Below are 19,221 nucleotides of genomic sequence, written 5' to 3' on the forward strand. Positions count from 1 at the left end.
CTGGCGTGTGTTGAGATTAGTCAATCGTGGTGGTGGAAAGTTCAGACAAACAAAAAAGCCGGCCCTTTGGAGGCCGGCTTTTTTGTGGGGGCGAGGCGTTAGCCATTGCCCTTGCGCATCTCATCGTACTCGTCCTCGAAGAAGAACTTCTCTTCCCCGAAGGCGGGCTCCAGCTCATGCAGCCAGGTGGCCGTGTCACTGTACTTGGCAAAAAACGGGCGTTGAACCCAGTCTGGATTGCGGCCCTGCAGGAAGCGCAATACGAACACCTTCTCACCGTTGATCTCGGTGATGCCCTGGACTTCCACCTTGCCGGGGCCGGCGCTCATGGAGGGGCCACGTGCGGTGCGGCTCAAGCCGGAGACTTTCTTGATGGCCTCGCGGTAGATGTCGTAGGCCTCGGCCAGTGGCAGCTCGAAGTAGGCCTTGGCGCCGGTGTCCCGCTCCACAAACAGGTAGTAGGGGATGATGCCCAGCTTCACCTGTTTCTTCCACATCCTGGCCCAGTCGTCGGCGTTGTCGTTGACGTGCTTGATCAGCGGGCCCTGAGCGCGAATCTCGGCGCCACTGGAGCGGATGCGGCGAATCGCTTCCTCGGCGATGTCGGTGGAAATCTCCTGCCAGTGATTGTAGTGCGCCATGATGGCCACATGCTTGCCGGCATCCACCAGTCGGGCGAACAGGTCGATCAACTCGTTGGCATCCTTGTCGGTGACGAAGCGGTACGGCCAGAAGGTCAGTGCCTTGGTGCCGATGCGGATGGTCTGGATGTGATCGAACTCCGGCTCCAGCAGGGGCTCCAGATACTGCACCAGGTTTTTGGTCTTCATTACCATCGGGTCGCCACCGGTGACCAGCAGGTCGGTCACTTCCGGGTGAGCCTGCAGGTAGCCGTGCAGCTTTTCGGCCTCGGTGCTGGCCATCTTCAGGTCCTTGTCACCGACAAACTGCGCCCAGCGGAAACAGAAGGTGCAGTAGGAGTGGCAGGTCTGGCCCTGGGCCGGAAAGAACAGCACGGTTTCACGATATTTGTGCTGCACGCCATCCAGCACTTCGCCGTCCAGCTCCGGCATATTCATTTCCATCTGCCCGGCCGGGTGCGGGTTCAGTTCGTCGCGGATTTCCTTGGCGGCGGCCTGGATCAGCTGCTTGTCGGCACCCTCGCGGTGCAGCTTGGCCATGCGCTCGAAATGCTCGTCCTTCAGCATGCCCTTCTGCGGGAAGACCAGTTGGTAAATAGGGTCGTTGGGCACCTTGTTCCACTGGATCAGTTCATTGATGACGTATTCATTGACCCGGAAAGGCAGCACGCTGGCGACAACCCGCATTTCGAAGCGGGTGGCCTCTGGCAGTTGCTGAATGGCCTCAATCTTGTCGAGCTGGCGGTCCGTATAGACCTGAAAACGCCGCTCTTCGAACTCTGCTGCGGGGATGCGGTTCGGAAAGGTGACGATGGAATTCATAGATCGCCCTCAGGGTTAAATCAAAGAAGGAATGAAAAGGTTGGCGGAGAGCCCACCGAGACCACTGATTAAAAAGCGGGCAGACGAGTATACAGAAAACCCAAAATATTTTCAGGTCTAACGAATGTTTTTTGTTAAGTGGGTGATCTGCATGACGAAATGAGGCCTGATCTGGCGGGGCCTGTTCCTGGTGGTGAGCTTCCATGGGTTGGTGCTTGTGCCGGAATGGTCGGGTAATTCGTTTAGTGCCTGAAAGGTTGGCTGGGCAGTGGTTACGACATTGGTCGGAGTGGTATTGAGGGTGTCATAAAAAAACGTCATTATCGTAAAAGAATTCCCGAATGTGACGGTTTTGTTGCGATTTTGTGGCGATGATCGGGAAGATTTTGGGTGTAGGTCTAGTAATAAAACAACATTTTGGCTAGGCGGAACCGGTTTTGAGCACCCCGGCGACGGGCAAACTGGGCAGGCTGATCTATGCTGTAGGCAGGTTTCGCTCCATTCCCGGCCTTGTCTGGGCCGCAATATCGCCGTCATGCGAGTCATGTGGACAACCACAGACGTTCAATGCGGTTAAGCGCCGCGTTCTTATTTTTGAGGGGAGGGTTGGATGTACCAGGACGAAGATCCCGTAGAAACCAGCGAATGGCTGGATGCGTTGGAATCTCTGATCGAGCAGGAGGGTGTGGAGCGCGCCAAATACATTCTGGAGCGGCTGTCTGAGCGTGCCAGTCGTGATGGCACCGAACTGCCCTATTCGATTACGACGCCGTTTCGCAACTCCATACCGGTCACCCAGGAAGCCCGTATGCCGGGGGATCTGTTCATGGAGCGCCGGATCCGCTCGCTGATCCGCTGGAACGCCATGGCGATGGTGCTCCGGGCCAATCGGCGTCCCGGTGAGCTGGGTGGCCATATCTCCTCGTTTTCGTCGGCGGCGACATTGTATGACGTTGGTTTCAACTACTTTTTCCACGGCGGCGACGATAAGCGGGAATCCGACCTGGTGTATTTTCAGGGCCACTCGGCCCCGGGCATCTATGCCCGTTCCTATCTCGAAGGGCGCTTCGAGGAGGAACAGCTGGATAAGTACCGCGAGGAGGTCGATGGCAGTGGCCTGTCGTCCTACCCCCATCCCTGGCTGATGCCGGATTACTGGCAGTTCCCTACCGTATCCATGGGGCTTGGCCCGATCCAGGCGATCTATCAGGCGCATGTGATGAAGTACCTGCACAGCCGTGAGCTGATCGACATGGGCGATCGCAAGGTCTGGTGCTTCATTGGCGACGGCGAGTGCGACGAGCCGGAAACCCTGGGCTCCATCTCCCTGGCCGGCCGGGAAAAGCTGGACAACCTCATCTTTGTCGTCAACTGCAACCTGCAGCGCCTCGATGGTCCGGTGCGCGGTAACGGCAAAATCATCCAGGAACTGGAAGGTGTCTTCCGTGGTGCCGGCTGGAACGTGCTGAAGGTGGTCTGGGGGCGGATGTGGGACCCGCTGTTCGAAAAGGACAAGGATGGCCTGATGCAACGGGCCATGGATGAGGTCTGTGACGGTGATCTGCAGAACTACAAGAGTAACGGCGCGGCTTACACCCGCAAGAATTTCTTCGGCAAGTATCCCGAGCTGGCCAAGCTGGTGGAGGGCCTGTCCGATGACGACATCGCCCGGCTCAACCGGGGTGGTCACGATCCCTACAAAGTTTATGCCGCCTACCACCACGCCACCCACAATCACGGTGGCCGGCCCACGGTGATTCTCGCCCACACCATCAAGGGCTACGGCTTTGGCGCGGCCGGGGAAGCGCAGAACACCGCCCATTCCCTGAAGAAGCTGGATGTTGAGGCGCTCAAGAGCTTCCGGGACCGTTTCGCGGTACCGCTGAAAGACGACGAGCTCAAGGAAGTGCCCTATTACCGGCCGGCACCGGACAGTCCGGAAATGGTTTACATGCGCAAGCGCCGGCAGGATCTGGGTGGCTTCTACCCCAAACGCCGCAAGGATTGCCAGCCGTTGCAAATCCCCGAGCTGGACATTTTCAAGAGTGTGTTGGAAGGGTCGGGCGACCGTAAGGTGTCCACCACCATGACCTTCGTTCGTCTGCTGACCGCGCTGACCAAAGACAAGCGGGTGGGCAAGCGGGTGGTGCCCATCGTGCCGGACGAGGCCCGCACCTTCGGCATGGAAGGCATGTTCCGTCAATTGGGCATCTACACCTCCGAGGGGCAGAAGTACGTGCCCCAGGACCGGGATCAGATCATGTACTACCGGGAGGACAAGAAAGGGCAGATCCTTGAGGAGGGCATCAACGAGGACGGCTCAATGGCGGCCTGGATGGCCTGCGCCACCTCTTACAGTACCAACGACTTCCCGCTGATCCCGTTCTACATTTTCTATTCGATGTTCGGCTTCCAGCGGGTGGGCGATCTGGCCTGGGCGTCGGGCGATATCCAGGCCCGCGGCTTCCTGGTGGGCGGCACGGCGGGGCGGACCACCCTGAACGGCGAAGGTCTGCAACACCAGGATGGCCACAGCCATATCCTCGCCAACACCATTCCCAACTGTAAGGCCTACGACCCGGCCTACGGTTACGAGATGGCGGTGGTGGTGCAGCACGGCATGAAGGAGATGTTTGAGGACAACAAGAGCGTCTTTTACTACCTCACCATCGAGAATGAAAACTACGAACAGCCGGCGATGCCCGAAGGCGTCGAGGACGGCATCATCAAGGGCATGTACCTGCTGGCGTCGGTGGAACTCAAGGGCAGGAAGAAAGCCCAGCGGGTCCAGTTGCTGGGCTCCGGCGCCATCCTCAACGAGGTGCGGGCGGCGGCCGAGCTGCTGCGGGACGACTACGGCATCGCCAGCGATGTCTGGAGCGTGACCAGCTACAACGAGCTGGCGCGGGATGGTCAGCACATCGAGCGCTGGAACCGCTACCACCCGGACGACAAGGCGAAGAAGCCGTACGTCACCCAATGCCTGGAGAAGCGGCAGGGGCCGGTGGTGTCGTCCACCGACTACATCAAGCTGCATTCCGAACAGCTGCGGGCCTTTGTACCGAAGACCTACGTTACCCTGGGGACCGACGGCTTTGGCCGCAGTGACACCCGGCAGAAACTGAGAAGTTTCTTCGAGGTGGATCGCTACCACGTGGTGGTCGCTGCCCTGTCCGCCCTGGCCACCGATGGCGAAGTGAAAGGAGACGTCGTGCTGGAAGCGATGCGCAAGTACGGTATTGATCGCAACAAATCAAATCCGGTGCAGAGCTGAGGAGGTCGCCATGAGTGAACAGGACATCAAGGTTCCCGACCTCGGCGGTGCGGAGGAAGTCGAAGTCATCGAAATTCTCGTCAACGAGGGTGACTCGGTGGCGGAGGAGGACCCCATTCTGACGGTGGAATCCGACAAGGCCACGGTGGAGCTGCCGGCACCGGCGGCGGGCAAGATCACCGCTATTACCGTCAAGGTCGGCGACAAGGTGCGGGAGGGCGATGTGGTCGGCACTTTCAACGCTGAAGGTGGCGGCGATGCCGAAGTGGGTGACGAAGCTGACGTTGGTGGCAAAGCGGACGTTGGTGACAGAGCCGAAAGTGGCGACGATGCCGAAAGTGCTGACGCCACAACAGACAGTGCCGCGGCTGAGTCTGAGCCGGAAGCGGCGAAAGCCGAACCCAAGCCGTCCTCGAACGCTGGCGCTGCCCGCGAGGAAACCGTGAAGGTGCCGCCGCTGGACGGCTTCGAGAATGTGCCGGTTATCGAGATCAACGTTAGCGAAGGTGACAGCGTTGAGATCGATGACCCCTTGGTCACCGTCGAATCCGACAAGGCCACCATGGAACTGCCGTCGCCCTTTGCCGGCAAGATCGGCAAGATCCTGGTAAAGGAGGGAGACACCCTTTCTGAGGGCGATAGCCTGGTGGAAATGATCGTCTCCGTAGGCGGAGAGGCGGAAGCCGAATCCGCTGCTGCACCGAAAGACGCAGAGGCAGCGGCCCCAGCGAAAGCGCCCGAGGCCGCCAAGCCCGCCCCCGAGTCCAAGCCGGAAGCGACCCCGGCCCCGAGTGCCAAGGTCCATGCCGGACCGGCGGTGCGCAAACTGGCGCGGGAGCTGGGCGCCGACCTTGCCCGGGTGCAGGGTAAGGGCCCCAAGGGGCGGATTCTCAAGGAAGATGTCGAGGCCTACATCAAGCACCAGCTCAGACAGGTGCAGGAGGGCGGCGCGGTCTCCGGGGGCGCCGGCATTCCCGGCATCAAGCTACCGGACTTTAGCCAGTTCGGCGAGACTGAGCGGGAATCGATGTCCCGATTGCATGTAGCCACGGCTAATAACATGCAGCGCAACTGGCTTAATGTGCCCCATGTTACGCAGTTCGACGACGCCGACATTACGGAGCTGGAGGATTACCGCAAGAGCCTGAAGGCGGAAGGCGAGAGGCGTGGTGTCAAGATGACGCCGCTGCCGTTCATGCTCAAGGCCTGTGCCCGGGCGCTGGCGGACCTGCCGCAATTCAATGTATCGCTGGATCTGGAGAAGAAGGAGTTGATCCGCAAGCGCTACATCCACATCGGCATCGCGGTGGATACACCGGCGGGCTTGATGGTACCGGTGATCCGGGACGTGGATCAAAAGGGCTTGTGGGAATTGGCTCAGGAGGCGGCGGAATTGGCGGCCAAGGCTCGCGACAAAAAGCTGAAGCCAGCGGAGATGCAGGGCGCCTGCTTCACCATCACCAGTCTCGGTGGCATCGGCGGCACGGCATTCACGCCCATCGTCAATGCGCCGGAGGTGGCGATTCTTGGGGTGTCCAAGGCGGCCATGCAGCCGGTGTGGGATGGCGCTGCCTTTCAGCCGCGGCTGATGTTACCGCTGTCCCTGTCTTACGATCACCGGGCGGTGAACGGGGCCGATGCGGCCCGGTTTACGACTCGTCTCAGTGAGTTGTTGGGGGATATTCGGCACTTGTTGCTTTGAGATTGGTATGTTGTAGCCTGCTTGGGCGGTGCCTGGTGGTTGGTGGAGGGATTCCCTCCGCTGGCCTCTAAGGTACGTCCTGTACCTGTCGGCCACCGCGACGTCCTGTCGCTGCTGCGGTAATCCCTCCACCAACCACGCCAATGCAGCGGTGATATCTCATAAAAGCTAAAACCCACAGAGTGAGTGTCCCGTCTGATTAATTCGCTGACGTACTACGTACCGCTGGCGTTTCTAGATCAGAGAATCAACCAGACGGAGCGCTCGGGAACCTGTGAAGTGCCTGAGGCAGTGCTGGATATAGTGCTTGAGATAGTGCCGGAGTTTGAGGGCGGCTGGCTTGGGGGCTTTCGTAGCAGCGGCATGGATGCCGCGGTGGCCGACAGGTACAGGACGTACCTTAGAGGGCAGCGAAGAAAGCCCCCAAGCCAGCCGCTTACACGTGCTCGCAGGCTAAATCTGTCGCTTACTGAAGTGCCAGGTCACTCCAAAAACCGCCTCAGTTCCTCCTTCATATCCTCTTCCAGATAGCAGTTCATAAACTTCCCCTGTCGTTCCACACGAATCAGTCCGGCATTCACCAATTCCTTGATGTGGTGGGAGACGGTCGGCGCCCCTACCTTCAGTGAGTTGATGAAATCCACCAGCTTGCAGCCGGTGTCGGTCGGCTCGCTGGCCGGCTTGTTCTTGATCTGCTGGTAAATACGAAGGCGGGTGGGATTGGACAGCGCCTTGAAGGCCCGGCTCAGCCGCTCGTCCTGGCGTGGTTTGACCATGGATTGTCCCGTTTGGTTAATGTCGGTATTTCGATCATTGTATTAAAGTTTGACAACTATCGAAACATGAAATAGTTTGACCGAACCATGAAATAGTTTGATCAATGTCGAACTGATAGAGAGCCACATAGAGAGCCACATCATAGAGAGCCACGGAGTCATTATGAGCGCAGCACAACTGCTGGGGCAGACCCTGCCACTGGCCAACGGTGCAATCCTGCCGAACCGATTTGCCAAATCCGCCATGAGCGAGGCCTTGGGTACCGTCGATAACCGGGTGACCAAAGACCTGGCCACGCTTTACGGTACCTGGGCGGACGGAGGTTCCGGCTTGCTGATCACCGGTAACGTGATGATCGATCGTCGTCATGTCGGCGAGCCGCAGAATGTGGTGCTGGAAGACGACCGCGACATGGACCGTCTCAAACAGTGGGCCCAGGCCGGCAGTCGGAACGGCAACCATATCTGGATGCAGCTGAATCACCCGGGCAAGCAGAGCCCGCGCATGCTCAACAAGGACCCGGTGTCCCCCAGCGCGGTGCCCTTCCGTAAAGAGATGCGCGGTATGTTCGCCGCGCCACGGGCGCTGACCGACCCGGAAATTCTCGATATCATCCAGCGCTTCGCCCGCAGCGCCGCCCTGGCCGAGCAGGCGGGCTTCCAGGGCGTACAGATTCACGGTGCCCATGGTTATCTGGTGAGCCAGTTCCTGTCGCCGCACCACAACAAGCGCAATGATCGCTGGGGCGGCACCCCCGAGAACCGGATGCGATTCGTGCTGGAAGTCTACCGGGCGATCCGCGAGGCGACTTCGGCGCAGTTCTGCGTGGGGATCAAGCTCAATTCCGCCGATTTCCAACGTGGCGGTTTCACCGAGGAGGAGTCGCTGGCCGTGATCGAGCGTCTGGCGAAGGCCGGCATCGATCTGGTGGAGATTTCCGGAGGCAGCTATGAGAGCCCGGCCATGGCCAAAGGCGACGCTAAGGCCAGTACCGTGGCGCGAGAGGCCTATTTCCTGGAGTTTGCCGAAAAGGTGCGGGCGACGGTGTCGGTGCCCTTGATGGTGACCGGTGGTTTCCGTACCAGTGAGGGCATGGCGCAAGCCGTTGAGTCGGGCGCCACCGATCTGGTCGGCGTTGCCCGGCCGCTGGCGGTGGAGCCGGATATGGTGGCCCGGATATTGTCGGGCCAGCAAGTAGTCAGTTCGGTGAAGCCGATCAAGACCGGTATCAAGTTTGTCGACGACATGGCGTTGATGGAAGTGAGCTGGTACACCCGGCAACTTGGCCGAATGGGCAAGGGCAAGGCGCCCCGCAAGCAGGATCGCGGCGTGCTGTCACTGCTGGAAGTGCTGGCGGTGATGACCGGTCGCAGTGTCTGGACCCGATTGCGGGCGGGCGCCTAATTCCCGCCACGGCGGTTGTCGAATGAGGGACTGGCGCCAGCGGAGTACGGAAAGGGTGCGGAAATTCAGCTGGCGCCAGCGTGGTTAATTGGCAAAGTACATCCAGTCGAAATAGTCATGCAGATCCTGCATGGCGGTGGTCTCAAAGGGATGGGTCAATTCGAACAGCAGGCTGTGGTTCGTCGCTTCTTTCATAGTGTCACCTCAGGATGTCGTTGAGACAGTGGCGGGTGATTCCGTCACTGTTAGTTCGTCACTGTTAGTTCGTCACTACAGGTTTGTCACTACCGGTTAAGCCTTAGCATTCACTGTGCCAAGCTGGCGTTATAACTCCGGCTGTTGAAAAACAGCGGTTTTTTTGTGGGTTTCGGGAGCTTCTCGGCCCGCGTTGCGCCGTTATAGTGCGCTTGCGCAATGATCGAACAAAGGCCCCGGCTCTGCCGAACCGGGGCAATACGCTCAATCGACTTGCGGTTGCGGAGGGTTAGAAATTGTACTGGCCCGAGAACATGATGCGGTTGGCGTCGCCGTCGTCGCCGCTGACGTTCTCACGCATGAGGTAGGCGTATTCCACGCCCATCATGACGTTCTTGGCCGGAGTCCATAGGTAGTTGGCCATGACGGCCTGGTTGGTTTCACTCTTGTCGGCGACCGCAAGGCCGTCATCCTCGGCGTCGTCCCAGTCGACCGTCACAATGCCGTAGCCGATGTTGGCGCTGCGACCACCACCCAGGTCCATGCCGACGCCCAGGGAGCCGCCGTAGCCGGCGATGCTCTCCAGATCGCCGCTGCCGTCAATGTAGGCATCCTCGGCGCCGAATTCTTCGCCGGAGCGGTACAGGTAGGCGTTGGCACCGTCGGTGTAGGACACCGTGCCTTGCACGGTGAGGGTGTCGGTCAGCGCCATCTGGCCGGCGACGAAGGCGGCGAAGCCAACCACGCTGTCATCTTCGGTGCCGGTGTCGAATTCCACTTGCTGGGCCAAGATCGCGCCGGAGTAGGACAGGCCATCGGCGGAGTCTTCAATGCGGGCGGTGAAGGTAGGCAGCGACTGCTTGCCGTCCACGGTGGTCGTGCCCGCGAGGAAACTGGTGGCGGGTTCTTCCAGTGAGATGGAGAGCGGGCCGGTGGTGTAACGGGCCTGGCTAATCCGGGCCTGGAAGCCGGCCAGGCCGGGCAGGCCGTCGAAATCCAGGGTGGTGGTGTTGCCGACGAAGCTGCCGAAGTTGGACCAGGTCTGGCCCAGCAGCACCCCCTTGTATTCGCCGTAACCGTGACGCAGGCGCAGGGTGCCAGGGCGGAAATCCCCCTCGATGACCACCTTGACGCCCTCCGGCGTGGTGGTGCGAACGCCCAGGCGGGTCTGAACCGCATCGGCGGAGAAGTGGCCGCTGACCTCATTGCCTTCGGCGTCCCCCACATTGATGGCTTCAAAGGAGCCGGAGCGGGTGGACAGGGAGATTTCTTCATCAATATCGTAAACGGCATTGAAGCGGGCGTAGCCGTAGAGTTCGGCGGTGTAGTCGCCGGCGCTCAGTTCCAGTGCGCTGGCCTGTCCCGCTACCCCGACGATCATCGCAGATGCCGTTGCCCGAATTGCCATTCTCAGTGTGTTGCCTTGCATTGTTGTTGTCTCCAAGCATTATTGTTGTTGGGTCCGTATCAACGTAGTTACAAATCCGTGACAGTTCAAAGGGAAATGATCAAAAATTCGACTAATGTCTAGACGGCCGGATGGAACCGTAGGTCGTAATCCTGAATCGGGGCTTTGGGCGCAGAACGGAATATGGGGGCGTAGAATGGGGTATGGCCGAAAGTACAACGATTCTCGACACTGCCACCTTCGCTTTCCTCGACATCGAAACCACCGGTGGCAGCAGTACGTCCTATCGCATCACCGAAATCGGTGTCCGCTTCTGGCGCGGGGGCCAAGCGGTTGGTGAGTGGCAGACATTGATCAATCCGCAGACCCGCATTTCTCCGTTTATCGAGTCGCTCACCGGGATCAATAACGCGCTGGTGGCGGACGCTCCGGTTTTCGCGGAGGTGGCGGATGAGTTCCGTCGCCAGCTCGGCGACGCCATCTTCGTGGCGCACAATGCCCGCTTCGATTACGGCTTCATCAAGTCCGAGTTTCGCCGTCTGGGCCAGCTTTTCTCTGCCAGGGTACTGTGCACGGTCAAGCTGTCGCGCAAGCTGTATCCGGAGTTCCGTCGCCACAACATGGACGCGCTGATCGCACGCCATGGCCTGTCGCCGGTCCAGCGCCACCGGGCCATGGGCGATGTGGATGCCATGTGGCAGTTCTTCGGCCATGCCCTGGCGGACAAGGGCAGAGATTGCGTGGGTCAAACCATCGCAACGCTGTTGCAGCGGCCCAGTATCCCGTCCCACCTGCCGCCGGATATTCTCGAGGAGATTCCGCCACGACCGGGTGTGTATCGCTTCTACGGCGAGAATGACGTGCTGCTGTACGTGGGCAAGAGTACCAACCTGTTGCAGCGGGTGGCGGCCCACTTCTCCGGCGACCACAACAGCAGCCGCGGCGTGCGGATGTCGGCGAGCCTGCGCCGGGTGGAATGGACCGAGACCGCCGGCGAACTCGGTGCGTTGCTGCTGGAGTTGAAGCAGATCAAGGGCTTGCAACCGCTGTTCAACCGCCGCTCCCGTGCCGCCAAGCGGCTGTTGAGCATTGAGCTGGTGGCGGATCGCCGGGGCTACCTGCAGGCCCGGTTGGCGCGGGACATCGATCCGTCCCGGTTGGGCGACTATTATGGGCTGTTCCGCAGCAAACGGGATGGGGAGCGGGCGCTGCAAGGCATTGCCGGTAAAAACGATCTCTGCCCACGCCTGCTGGGGCTGGAGGCTGGCGAAGCCGGCCCCTGTTTTCAGCGCTCGCTGGGTCGCTGCAAGGGCGCCTGCAATGGCGAAGAGGATGTGGTTCGCTACAATCTGCGTATGCAGATCGCCTTTCACAACCTGCGCCTGGCTACCTGGCCCTGGGCAGGCGCGGTGGGGGTTGTGGAGCGCAGCAAGGATGGCGAACGCACCGACATCCTGGTGATCTACAACTGGGTGCATGTGGCCACGGTGCACCGGCAGGAGGATCTTGATGGCCTCGCCCTGGCGGGGGCGGTCCATTTCGACCTGGATTCCTACCGGCTGGTGGTCAAGGCCTTGATGGGGCCGGCGGATCAGCGCAAGCCAGTGATTGAACTGCCAATTCGGGGCTTGCCGGATGTGCTAATGCCTTGAGTGGGCGTATGATGGAAAGAAGCTGTTCGGACCGAAAGGCGTACTTCGGATGACAAGGCGCTTTTCCGAGACTCTGAAATAAATTCGACCCGTTGCCAGTGGCGGGAATGCCACCCCGGGACGGGTCCCCAGTTGCCAAAGCTTGCGAGGAATCGATGAACAAAGAACCTGTCAGTCGCGAACTGTTTGATGAAGTGATGGTCCCCAATTACGCTCCGGGCAGCGTGATCCCGGTGAAGGGCGAAGGCTCGCGAATCTGGGATCAGGAAGGGCGAGAGTTCGTCGATTTGGCCGGTGGCATCGCGGTGACTTCACTGGGGCACGCCCATCCCGGGCTGGTGGGTGAGCTGATGGATCAGGCCAACAAGCTGTGGCATCTGTCCAATGTTCTGACCAATGAGCCGGCGTTGCGGCTGGCAAAAACCTTGTGCGACCTGACCTTTGCCGAACGGGTGTTTTTCGCCAACTCCGGCGGCGAAGCCAATGAGGCGGCGTTCAAACTGGCCCGGCGGTACGCCTGGGAGCATTTTGGCCCGGACAAGCATGAGATCATCTCGTTCAAAAACGCCTTCCACGGGCGTACCCTGTTCACCGTCAGCGTCGGCGGCCAGCCCAAGTATCTGGAAGGCTTCGAGCCCGCGCCGGGTGGTATTCAGCACGCCGACTTCAACGACCTGGATTCGGTGAAGAAACTGATCTCCAGGGAGAAAACCTGTGCCGTGGTGGTTGAGCCCATTCAGGGCGAGAGCGGTGTTATGCCGGCGCAACCTGAATTCCTGCAGGGGCTGCGGGATCTGTGTGACGAGCACGATGCGTTGCTGGTGTTCGATGAAGTGCAAACCGGGGTGGGGCGGACTGGTCACCTGTATGCGTACCAGATGTACGGGGTCACCCCTGATATCCTGTCCAGCGCCAAGTCCCTGGGTGGCGGATTCCCGGTTGCCGCCATGCTTACCACTGCCAAGATTGCCGCCAGTCTGGGGTTCGGCACCCACGGCAGCACCTACGGCGGTAACCCGCTGGCCTGCGCGGTGGCGCAGAAGGTGGTCGATACCGTCAGTCAGCCGGAGATCCTCAAGGGCGTACAGGCACGGTCGGCGCGGCTGAAGAAAGGCCTGATGGCCATTGGTGAGCGGTTCGGGGTGTTCAGCGAAGTGCGCGGCGCGGGCCTGCTGCTGGGCTGCGCACTCACCGAGAAATGGCAGGGGCGGGCCAAGGACTTTCTCGCTGCCGGTATGGAGCAGGGCGTCATGGTACTGGTGGCCGGTGCCGATACGGTGCGTCTGGCACCTTCCCTGATCATTCCGGAAGCGGACATTGACGAGGCGTTGGCCCGTTTTGAAAAGGCGGTTGAATCACTTTGTAGTTGAACCGGAGCGGGCTGGCTAACGACGGCCAGCCTGACGAGTCACCAAACACGTCGCAGGAGCTTGGCTTATGTGGCTTGTTCGACCTGCACAACTGAGTGACCTGGAGGGAATCCGGACGCTGGTCTCCGATCTCACCGGGCAGCTGTCCACCACCCTCCCGGAGACTGAGGAGGGGCTGGCCGAAAAGATCGGCCTTTCGGCGCGCTCCTTTTCCGGTGAGCTCGGGCCCGAGGCCGGCCAGCGTTTTCTGTTCGTACTGGAACACCGAGAGCGCGGCGGGATCGCCGGCGTTGCGGGCATCGATGGCCGTGCCGGTAATGGCCAGCCCTTCTACAACTACCGCCGAGATGCCCTGATCCATGCCTCCCATGAACTGGGCGTTTCCCGTCGGGTTGAGGTGCTCTACTCCTCCCATGCGCTGACCGACCGAACCCTGCTGGGGGCCTTTGCCATTGCCCCGGAACTGCGGGGCACCGAGGCCTTCGAGCTGTTGTCCCGGGCCCGCTTGCTATTCATTGCCGGCCACCGGAACTGGTTCACCGACGATATGGTGGTGGAGATCCAGGGGGTGAGCTGCGCCACGGGTGAGGTTCCGTTCTGGGACAGTTTGGGTCGCCACTTCTTCAACATGGATTTCGAAACCGCCGACCGCTATTCCGGCATGCTCAGCAAGACCTTTATTGCCGAGCTGATGCCGCCTAATCCGATCTACGTGACCCTGCTGACAGATGCGGCCCAACGTGCCTTGGGGCAGCCGCATCCCGCGACCCTGGACACCATTGAGCTGTTCAAGCAGGAAGGCTTCCACGCCGGAAGCTACGTGGACATCTTCGACGGCGGTCCGGTGCTGGAGGCCCGTACCGACCACCTGAAAACCCTGGTCACCAGCCATTGCAAGAAGCTGCATTCCGGCGAGCCAACGGCGTCCGAGACCTGCCTGTTGGCCAGTGGTGAGCGGGCAGCGTTCCGGTGTACCGTCGCTGCGATTTCGGAAACCTTGGACGACGCGGTCAAGGCCTCGCTTGAGGTGCTCAAGGTGTTGGCGTGTTCGTCCGGGGACGATATCAGGGTGGCGCCGTTATGAGACCGAGCCAGAACGGAACCGGAGGTGAGTCATGCTGGTGATCCGACCACTGCAGGAACGGGATCTGGACGATCTGCTGGCGATGGCGCAAGCGGCCGGTAAAGGGTTGACTACCCTGCCGGCGGACCGCGATCTGCTGCAGCGCAAGATCCAGCTGACCCAGGATACCTTTGACCAACGTTGTGCGCCGGAGGCCGGGTTGTTTCTGTTCGCCCTGGAAGACACCGAGCTTGACCGCTGTGTCGGTATCAGCGGCATCCAGGCCCGGGTCGGGTTGGACGAGGTGTTCTATAACTACCGGGTCAGTACCACCGTCAACGCCTCGCGGGAGCTGGGGGTGCACGTGCGAACCCCAACCCTGCATCTGACCAATGACATGACCGACACCACCGAGATCTGCTCACTGCTGTTGTCGGACAGTCACCGTAAGGGCGGTAATGGGCTGTTATTGTCTCGCTGCCGATTCATGTTTCTCGATGACTTCCGTCGCCATTTTTCCGACAAGGTGTTTGCCGAGATGCGCGGCGTCTCCGACGCCAGTGGCCACAGCCCGCTCTGGGACGCCCTCGGCAGCCGCTTTTTCGATATGGAGTTCAGCGAGGCCGACTACCTGTCCGGTGTGGGCCGTAAGTCGTTCATCGCCGAACTGATGCCCAAGTACCCGATTTACCTGCCACTGTTGCCGCAACGGGCTCGCGAGGTGATCGGCCAGGTTCACCGCAACACCGAACCGGCGCTGAAAATGCTGCAGGCCGAAGGTTTCAATTTTAATGGCTTGGTGGACATCTTTGATGGCGGGCCGGTGGTGGAGGCCTTTATCCATAACATCCGCACGGTTCGCGAGAGCGTCAATCGGCATGTGCTGGTTCGCCATAAACCGCTGGACACGGGGGTGCCGGCGACTGAGCGGGTGATGGTGTCGAACCGCTCGTTCCGGGATTTCCGGGTCACCACGGTACCGGCGCTGTGCGTCAGCTCCGATACCGTCAGCCTGCCGCCGGAGGTGGCGGAAGCGTTGGAGGTGGAGTCCGGCGACCTGGTGCGGCTTGCGCCTTTGAAAGATGCTGGTCCGGCTCTCTTTGCAGGGGATCGCCGGATGACCTCATCCACCGCCTGGCACCGGGCGCCGCATGGGGCGCACTCGGAGCCCAATGGCGTTGAAAGGAGTACTCTGGATGGTTGAACTAACAGGAGAACTTTACATCCACGGCCTATGGCTCGACGGTCATGGCCCGGCCCTGCAGTCCACCCAGCCGGTGACTGGCGATACGGTCTGGCAAGGCGATGGCGCCAGCGTGGACGATGTGGATGCCGCCGTGCGTGCCGCCCGGCAAGCGTTCCCGGCGTGGCGGCGGACACCCCTGGCGCAGCGAAAACGGATAGTGACGGCCTTCGGCCGGCAACTGGAGGCGCACAAGGAGGCGTTGGCGCGCCAGATTGGCCTGGAAACCGGAAAGCCGTTGTGGGAGTCCCGCACCGAGGTGGCGGCGATGATCGGCAAGATTGTCATCTCCAACCAGTCCTACGACGAGCGCACGGGCTTGAAAGAGACAGACACGCCGGCCGGGCACGCGGTACTCCGCCACCGCCCGCACGGTGTGGTGGCGGTGTTCGGGCCCTACAACTTTCCCGGCCATCTGCCCAACGGCCATATCGTGCCGGCGCTGCTGGCCGGTAACACCGTGGTGTTCAAACCCAGTGAACTCACCCCGGGGGTGGCTGAGCTGACGGTTCGCCTGTGGCAGGCGGCAGGGTTGCCCGACGGGGTCGTCAACCTGGTTCAAGGGGCGGCGGACACCGGCAGGGCGCTGGCGGGACATCCCGGCATCGACGGGCTGTTCTTTACCGGCAGCTCCAATGTCGGTCACCTGCTGCACCAGCAGTTCGGCGGTCAGCCGGAAAAGATCCTCGCTCTGGAGATGGGCGGTAATAACCCGCTGATCGTGCAGGATGTCTCAGACCTGGACGGTGCCGTCCACCATGCCCTGCAATCCGCCTTTTTGTCTGCCGGTCAGCGTTGTACCTGTTCCCGTCGCCTGCTAGTGCCCAACGGGAAAGCTGGCGATGCCTTCCTGGCTCGGTTGACCGATGTGGCTGGGCGCATTGTGCCCGGGCACTTCGACGCCGAGCCGCAACCGTTCATGGGCGCGGTGGTGTCGCTGGCCGCGGCGGACAAACTGCTGGAGGCCCAGCGTAGCTTGCTGGACAAGGGGGCCAAGCCGTTGCTGGAAATGAAGCGGGTACGGGACGGCACCGCATTGTTGTCGCCCGGCATCCTCGATGTCACCGGTGTGGACGTTGTGGATGAGGAATTCTTCGGGCCTCTGCTGACGGTGTACCGCTACGACACCTTCGACCAGGCCCTGGCGATTGCCAACGACACCCGATACGGCCTGTCCGCCGGTATCCTGACCGATGACCGGGCCTTGTACGAACGCCTGGTGGAAGAGTCGCGGGCGGGCATCGTGAATTGGAACCGGCCGCTGACGGGAGCCAGCAGCGCGGCGCCGTTCGGTGGCGTTGGCGCCAGTGGCAACCACCGTCCGAGTGCTTACTACGCCGCCGATTACTGTGCCTGGCCAATGGCCTCGCTGGAAGCCAGCAAGAGTGAACTCCCGGAAACCCTGGCACCGGGCCTGAACTTCAACTGAGCGGGACGGGAACTGCCATGCCGAAACATGCGATCGAGGCGAATTTCGATGGGTTGGTGGGGCTAACCCATAATTACGCGGGCCTGTCCTGGGGCAACGTGGCGTCGAAGGCCAATGTGAGTGCGGTATCCAACCCGAAACAAGCCGCGTTGCAGGGGCTGGCCAAGATGAAGCAGCTGGCGGACCGGGGCTACGTTCAGGGCATTTTGCCGCCCCATGAGCGGCCCCACATTCCCACCTTGAAGGGCTTGGGGTACAACGGCAGCGATGAGCAGATCCTTGCCGCGGTGGCCCGGGACAACCCCGTGCTGCTGTCGGCGGTGGCCTCGGCCTCCTGCATGTGGACCGCTAACGCCGCGACCGTCTCGGCCAGCGCCGACACCCACGACCACCGGGTCCATTTCACCCCCGCCAACCTGAATGCCAAGTTCCACCGCTCCATTGAGCATGTGGTGACGGGGCGGGTCCTGCGCGCCATCTTTTCCGACGAAGCCTATTTCGCCCACCATCACGCGCTGCCTCCGGTGAGCCAGTTTGGCGACGAGGGGGCGGCCAACCACACCCGGTTGTGCGCCAGCCACGGCGAACCTGGGGTTGAACTGTTCGTCTACGGTGATGTGGCCTTTGACGACGAGGCGCCGGCTCCAACCCGGTTTCCGGCCCGCCAGACGCTGGAAGCCTCCCGGGCCATTGCCCGGCTCCATGGCCTGGACGACAACCACGCGGTATTCGCTCAGCAGAACCCGGCCGCCATCGATGCAGGGGTGTTCCATAACGATGTGATCGCGGTGGGAAACGCCAATGTGCTGTTTTATCACCAGCAGGCGTTTCTCGACGAAGACCGGCTGCTGGCCGATATCAGCGCCCGGCTCAAAGGCGCGCAACTGGAAGCCATACGGGTTCCTGAGGCCGACGTGCCGCTGGCCGACGCGGTTGCTTCCTACCTGTTCAACAGCCAGTTGTTGAGTGCCGCGGACGGCATGGTGCTGGCGGTGCCGGCGGAATGCCGTGAGATCCCGTCGGTCAGCCGTTACCTGGATGGCTTGCTGGCTTCTGGTGGCCCCATCACCGCAGTCGAGGTGTTTGATGTCAAGCAGTCCATGCGCAACGGCGGCGGCCCCGCCTGCCTGCGGTTACGGGTGGTGCTGCGGGATGACGAACTCAAGGCGATGCATCATGGGGTGCTGATGACGGATTCGCTGTACCAGCACCTGACCGCCTGGGTGCAGGCCCATTACCGGGACCGTCTCAGCCAGGATGACCTGTCCGATCCCATGCTGCTGGATGAATCCCGCCGGGCGCTGGATGAACTGACCGGAATTCTCGGCCTGGGGATGATCTACGATTTCCAGCACTGAGCTGGCTTGAAGGTGCTTCAGTTACCGGATTTGGCGGCGATGGAGGACATCAGCATCATCATGGTGTGTTCGATCAGGGCTTCCCGGGGATAGTCGGCGAAAGCCCCGGTTTCTCCCATATCCTGTCGGCATCCCATGATCACGCCATGCAGGGCGCCGCGCAGATACAGCGCGGTTTCCAACGGGTTGCGAATTCGTTCCTGGCTGAGGGTGCCGTCCGCCAGGCCCTGTTCGATGGTGTCCATCATCAACTGCATGGTGGCGGCTTCGGCGCAATGCATCTGCTCCACCTGGGACTCGTCCGCCTCCTGCAGGCCGGTGCTGGCGTGGGTCAGGGCGGCAAAGTAGTCCGGCTCTTCCTGGCAGAAACGGTAATAGGCGCGGCCGATGGCACTGAGCTGGGCCAGCCCGGTATCGGCAGTCTTGCGGGCGTCTTCGAACCGCTGTCGCAGGCTCTCGCCGGCCCGGAGCACGATGCCGCGCTGGATGGCGGCTTTGTCCTTGAAATAGACGTACAGCAGGGCGCGGCTGAGGCTGGCCCGGCGGGCAATATCGTCCATCGACGTGCGCTCGTAGCCTTTGTCCGAGAACACCTTTTCCGCGGCATCCAGAATGGCGTCGTGCCTGGCCTGTCGTTCGCGTTCTCTGCGGGTCTTTAGCTTGTCGGTCATTACGTATCCCGTGTCACTGCTGGTGTGCGAGGTGCCCATTATACGTCTCTCGCCTCGGGGCGGCAGCCATGCCGCTCGGTTTGGTCTGTTATGACCCAAGCGGCTCCGCCATCGCTGCGGCTGCTGCCTAAATTATCACCCATAACTTTGTCGTTGACAATCTGTCAAAGAATGACATTATGTCTGGAAATGGCCGTCTGTTCTCCAGCGGA

Annotated in this window: 13 protein-coding genes; 9 read left to right on the forward strand and 4 right to left on the reverse strand. The window is 61.1% G+C overall.

Translation table 11 applies throughout. From position 1 onward, the window contains the following. Positions 1 to 98 precede the first annotated feature (98 nt). Positions 99 to 1,463: a KamA family radical SAM protein gene (locus tag N6L25_RS07905; protein WP_271979259.1), complete on the reverse strand. Its 1,365-nt coding sequence runs from the start codon at positions 1,461 to 1,463 to the stop codon at positions 99 to 101. A 610-nt stretch (positions 1,464 to 2,073) separates the two neighbouring features. Between N6L25_RS07905 and aceE the strand changes: the two genes are divergently transcribed. After that, positions 2,074 to 4,737 (forward strand): pyruvate dehydrogenase (acetyl-transferring), homodimeric type, encoded by a 2,664-nt coding sequence (aceE, locus tag N6L25_RS07910; RefSeq protein ID WP_271979261.1) that lies wholly within the window; start codon positions 2,074 to 2,076, stop codon positions 4,735 to 4,737. A 10-nt stretch (positions 4,738 to 4,747) separates the two neighbouring features. Next, positions 4,748 to 6,439, forward strand: coding sequence for a dihydrolipoyllysine-residue acetyltransferase (gene aceF / locus N6L25_RS07915; RefSeq protein WP_271979262.1), 1,692 nt, complete (start codon positions 4,748 to 4,750; stop codon positions 6,437 to 6,439). A gap of 482 nt (positions 6,440 to 6,921) precedes the next feature. Here the strand turns inward: aceF and N6L25_RS07920 are convergent, their stop codons facing one another. After that, positions 6,922 to 7,215 carry an ArsR/SmtB family transcription factor gene (locus N6L25_RS07920; protein WP_271979263.1) on the reverse strand — a complete coding sequence of 98 codons (294 nt, stop codon included), beginning with the start codon at positions 7,213 to 7,215 and terminating at the stop codon, positions 6,922 to 6,924. 163 nt (positions 7,216 to 7,378) lie between these two features. Here N6L25_RS07920 and N6L25_RS07925 point away from each other — a divergent pair, with 163 nt between their 5' ends. After that, positions 7,379 to 8,620: an NADH:flavin oxidoreductase/NADH oxidase family protein gene (locus N6L25_RS07925; protein ID WP_271979264.1), complete on the forward strand. Its 1,242-nt coding sequence runs from the start codon at positions 7,379 to 7,381 to the stop codon at positions 8,618 to 8,620. Between the two features lie 484 nt (positions 8,621 to 9,104). On the opposite strand, the gene N6L25_RS07930 is transcribed toward N6L25_RS07925, so the two are convergent. Next, the gene (locus N6L25_RS07930) at positions 9,105 to 10,244 is read right to left on the reverse strand and encodes a DcaP family trimeric outer membrane transporter (protein WP_271979265.1); all 1,140 of its coding nucleotides are present in this window, start codon (positions 10,242 to 10,244) and stop codon (positions 9,105 to 9,107) included. 182 nt (positions 10,245 to 10,426) lie between these two features. Here N6L25_RS07930 and N6L25_RS07935 point away from each other — a divergent pair, with 182 nt between their 5' ends. From N6L25_RS07935 to astB, 6 genes are all read left to right on the forward strand, one after another. After that, a complete protein-coding gene (locus N6L25_RS07935) occupies positions 10,427 to 11,875 on the forward strand; it encodes an exonuclease domain-containing protein (RefSeq protein ID WP_271979266.1) in 1,449 nt (482 codons plus the stop codon). A gap of 155 nt (positions 11,876 to 12,030) precedes the next feature. After that, entirely contained in the window at positions 12,031 to 13,245 is a 1,215-nt protein-coding gene (locus N6L25_RS07940) for an aspartate aminotransferase family protein (protein WP_271979267.1), read from the forward strand. 67 nt (positions 13,246 to 13,312) lie between these two features. After that, complete coding sequence (locus tag N6L25_RS07945; RefSeq protein ID WP_271979268.1) at positions 13,313 to 14,329, forward strand: arginine N-succinyltransferase; 1,017 nt, start codon at positions 13,313 to 13,315, stop codon at positions 14,327 to 14,329. A gap of 31 nt (positions 14,330 to 14,360) precedes the next feature. Then, the gene (astA, locus tag N6L25_RS07950) at positions 14,361 to 15,512 is read left to right on the forward strand and encodes an arginine N-succinyltransferase (RefSeq protein WP_271979269.1); all 1,152 of its coding nucleotides are present in this window, start codon (positions 14,361 to 14,363) and stop codon (positions 15,510 to 15,512) included. After that, positions 15,505 to 16,980 carry a succinylglutamate-semialdehyde dehydrogenase gene (gene astD, locus N6L25_RS07955; protein WP_271979270.1) on the forward strand — a complete coding sequence of 492 codons (1,476 nt, stop codon included), beginning with the start codon at positions 15,505 to 15,507 and terminating at the stop codon, positions 16,978 to 16,980. The genes astA and astD overlap by 8 nt, the downstream gene beginning before the upstream one ends. Before the next feature lie 17 nt (positions 16,981 to 16,997). Then, positions 16,998 to 18,338 (forward strand): N-succinylarginine dihydrolase, encoded by a 1,341-nt coding sequence (gene astB, locus N6L25_RS07960; RefSeq protein ID WP_271979271.1) that lies wholly within the window; start codon positions 16,998 to 17,000, stop codon positions 18,336 to 18,338. A 17-nt stretch (positions 18,339 to 18,355) separates the two neighbouring features. Here the strand turns inward: astB and N6L25_RS07965 are convergent, their stop codons facing one another. After that, entirely contained in the window at positions 18,356 to 19,009 is a 654-nt protein-coding gene (locus N6L25_RS07965; protein WP_271979272.1) for a TetR/AcrR family transcriptional regulator, read from the reverse strand. Positions 19,010 to 19,221: the final 212 nt, after the last annotated feature.

Origin of the sequence: Marinobacter sp. SS21 (genome assembly GCF_028369065.1) — a bacterium.
Classification (GTDB): domain Bacteria; phylum Pseudomonadota; class Gammaproteobacteria; order Pseudomonadales; family Oleiphilaceae; genus Marinobacter.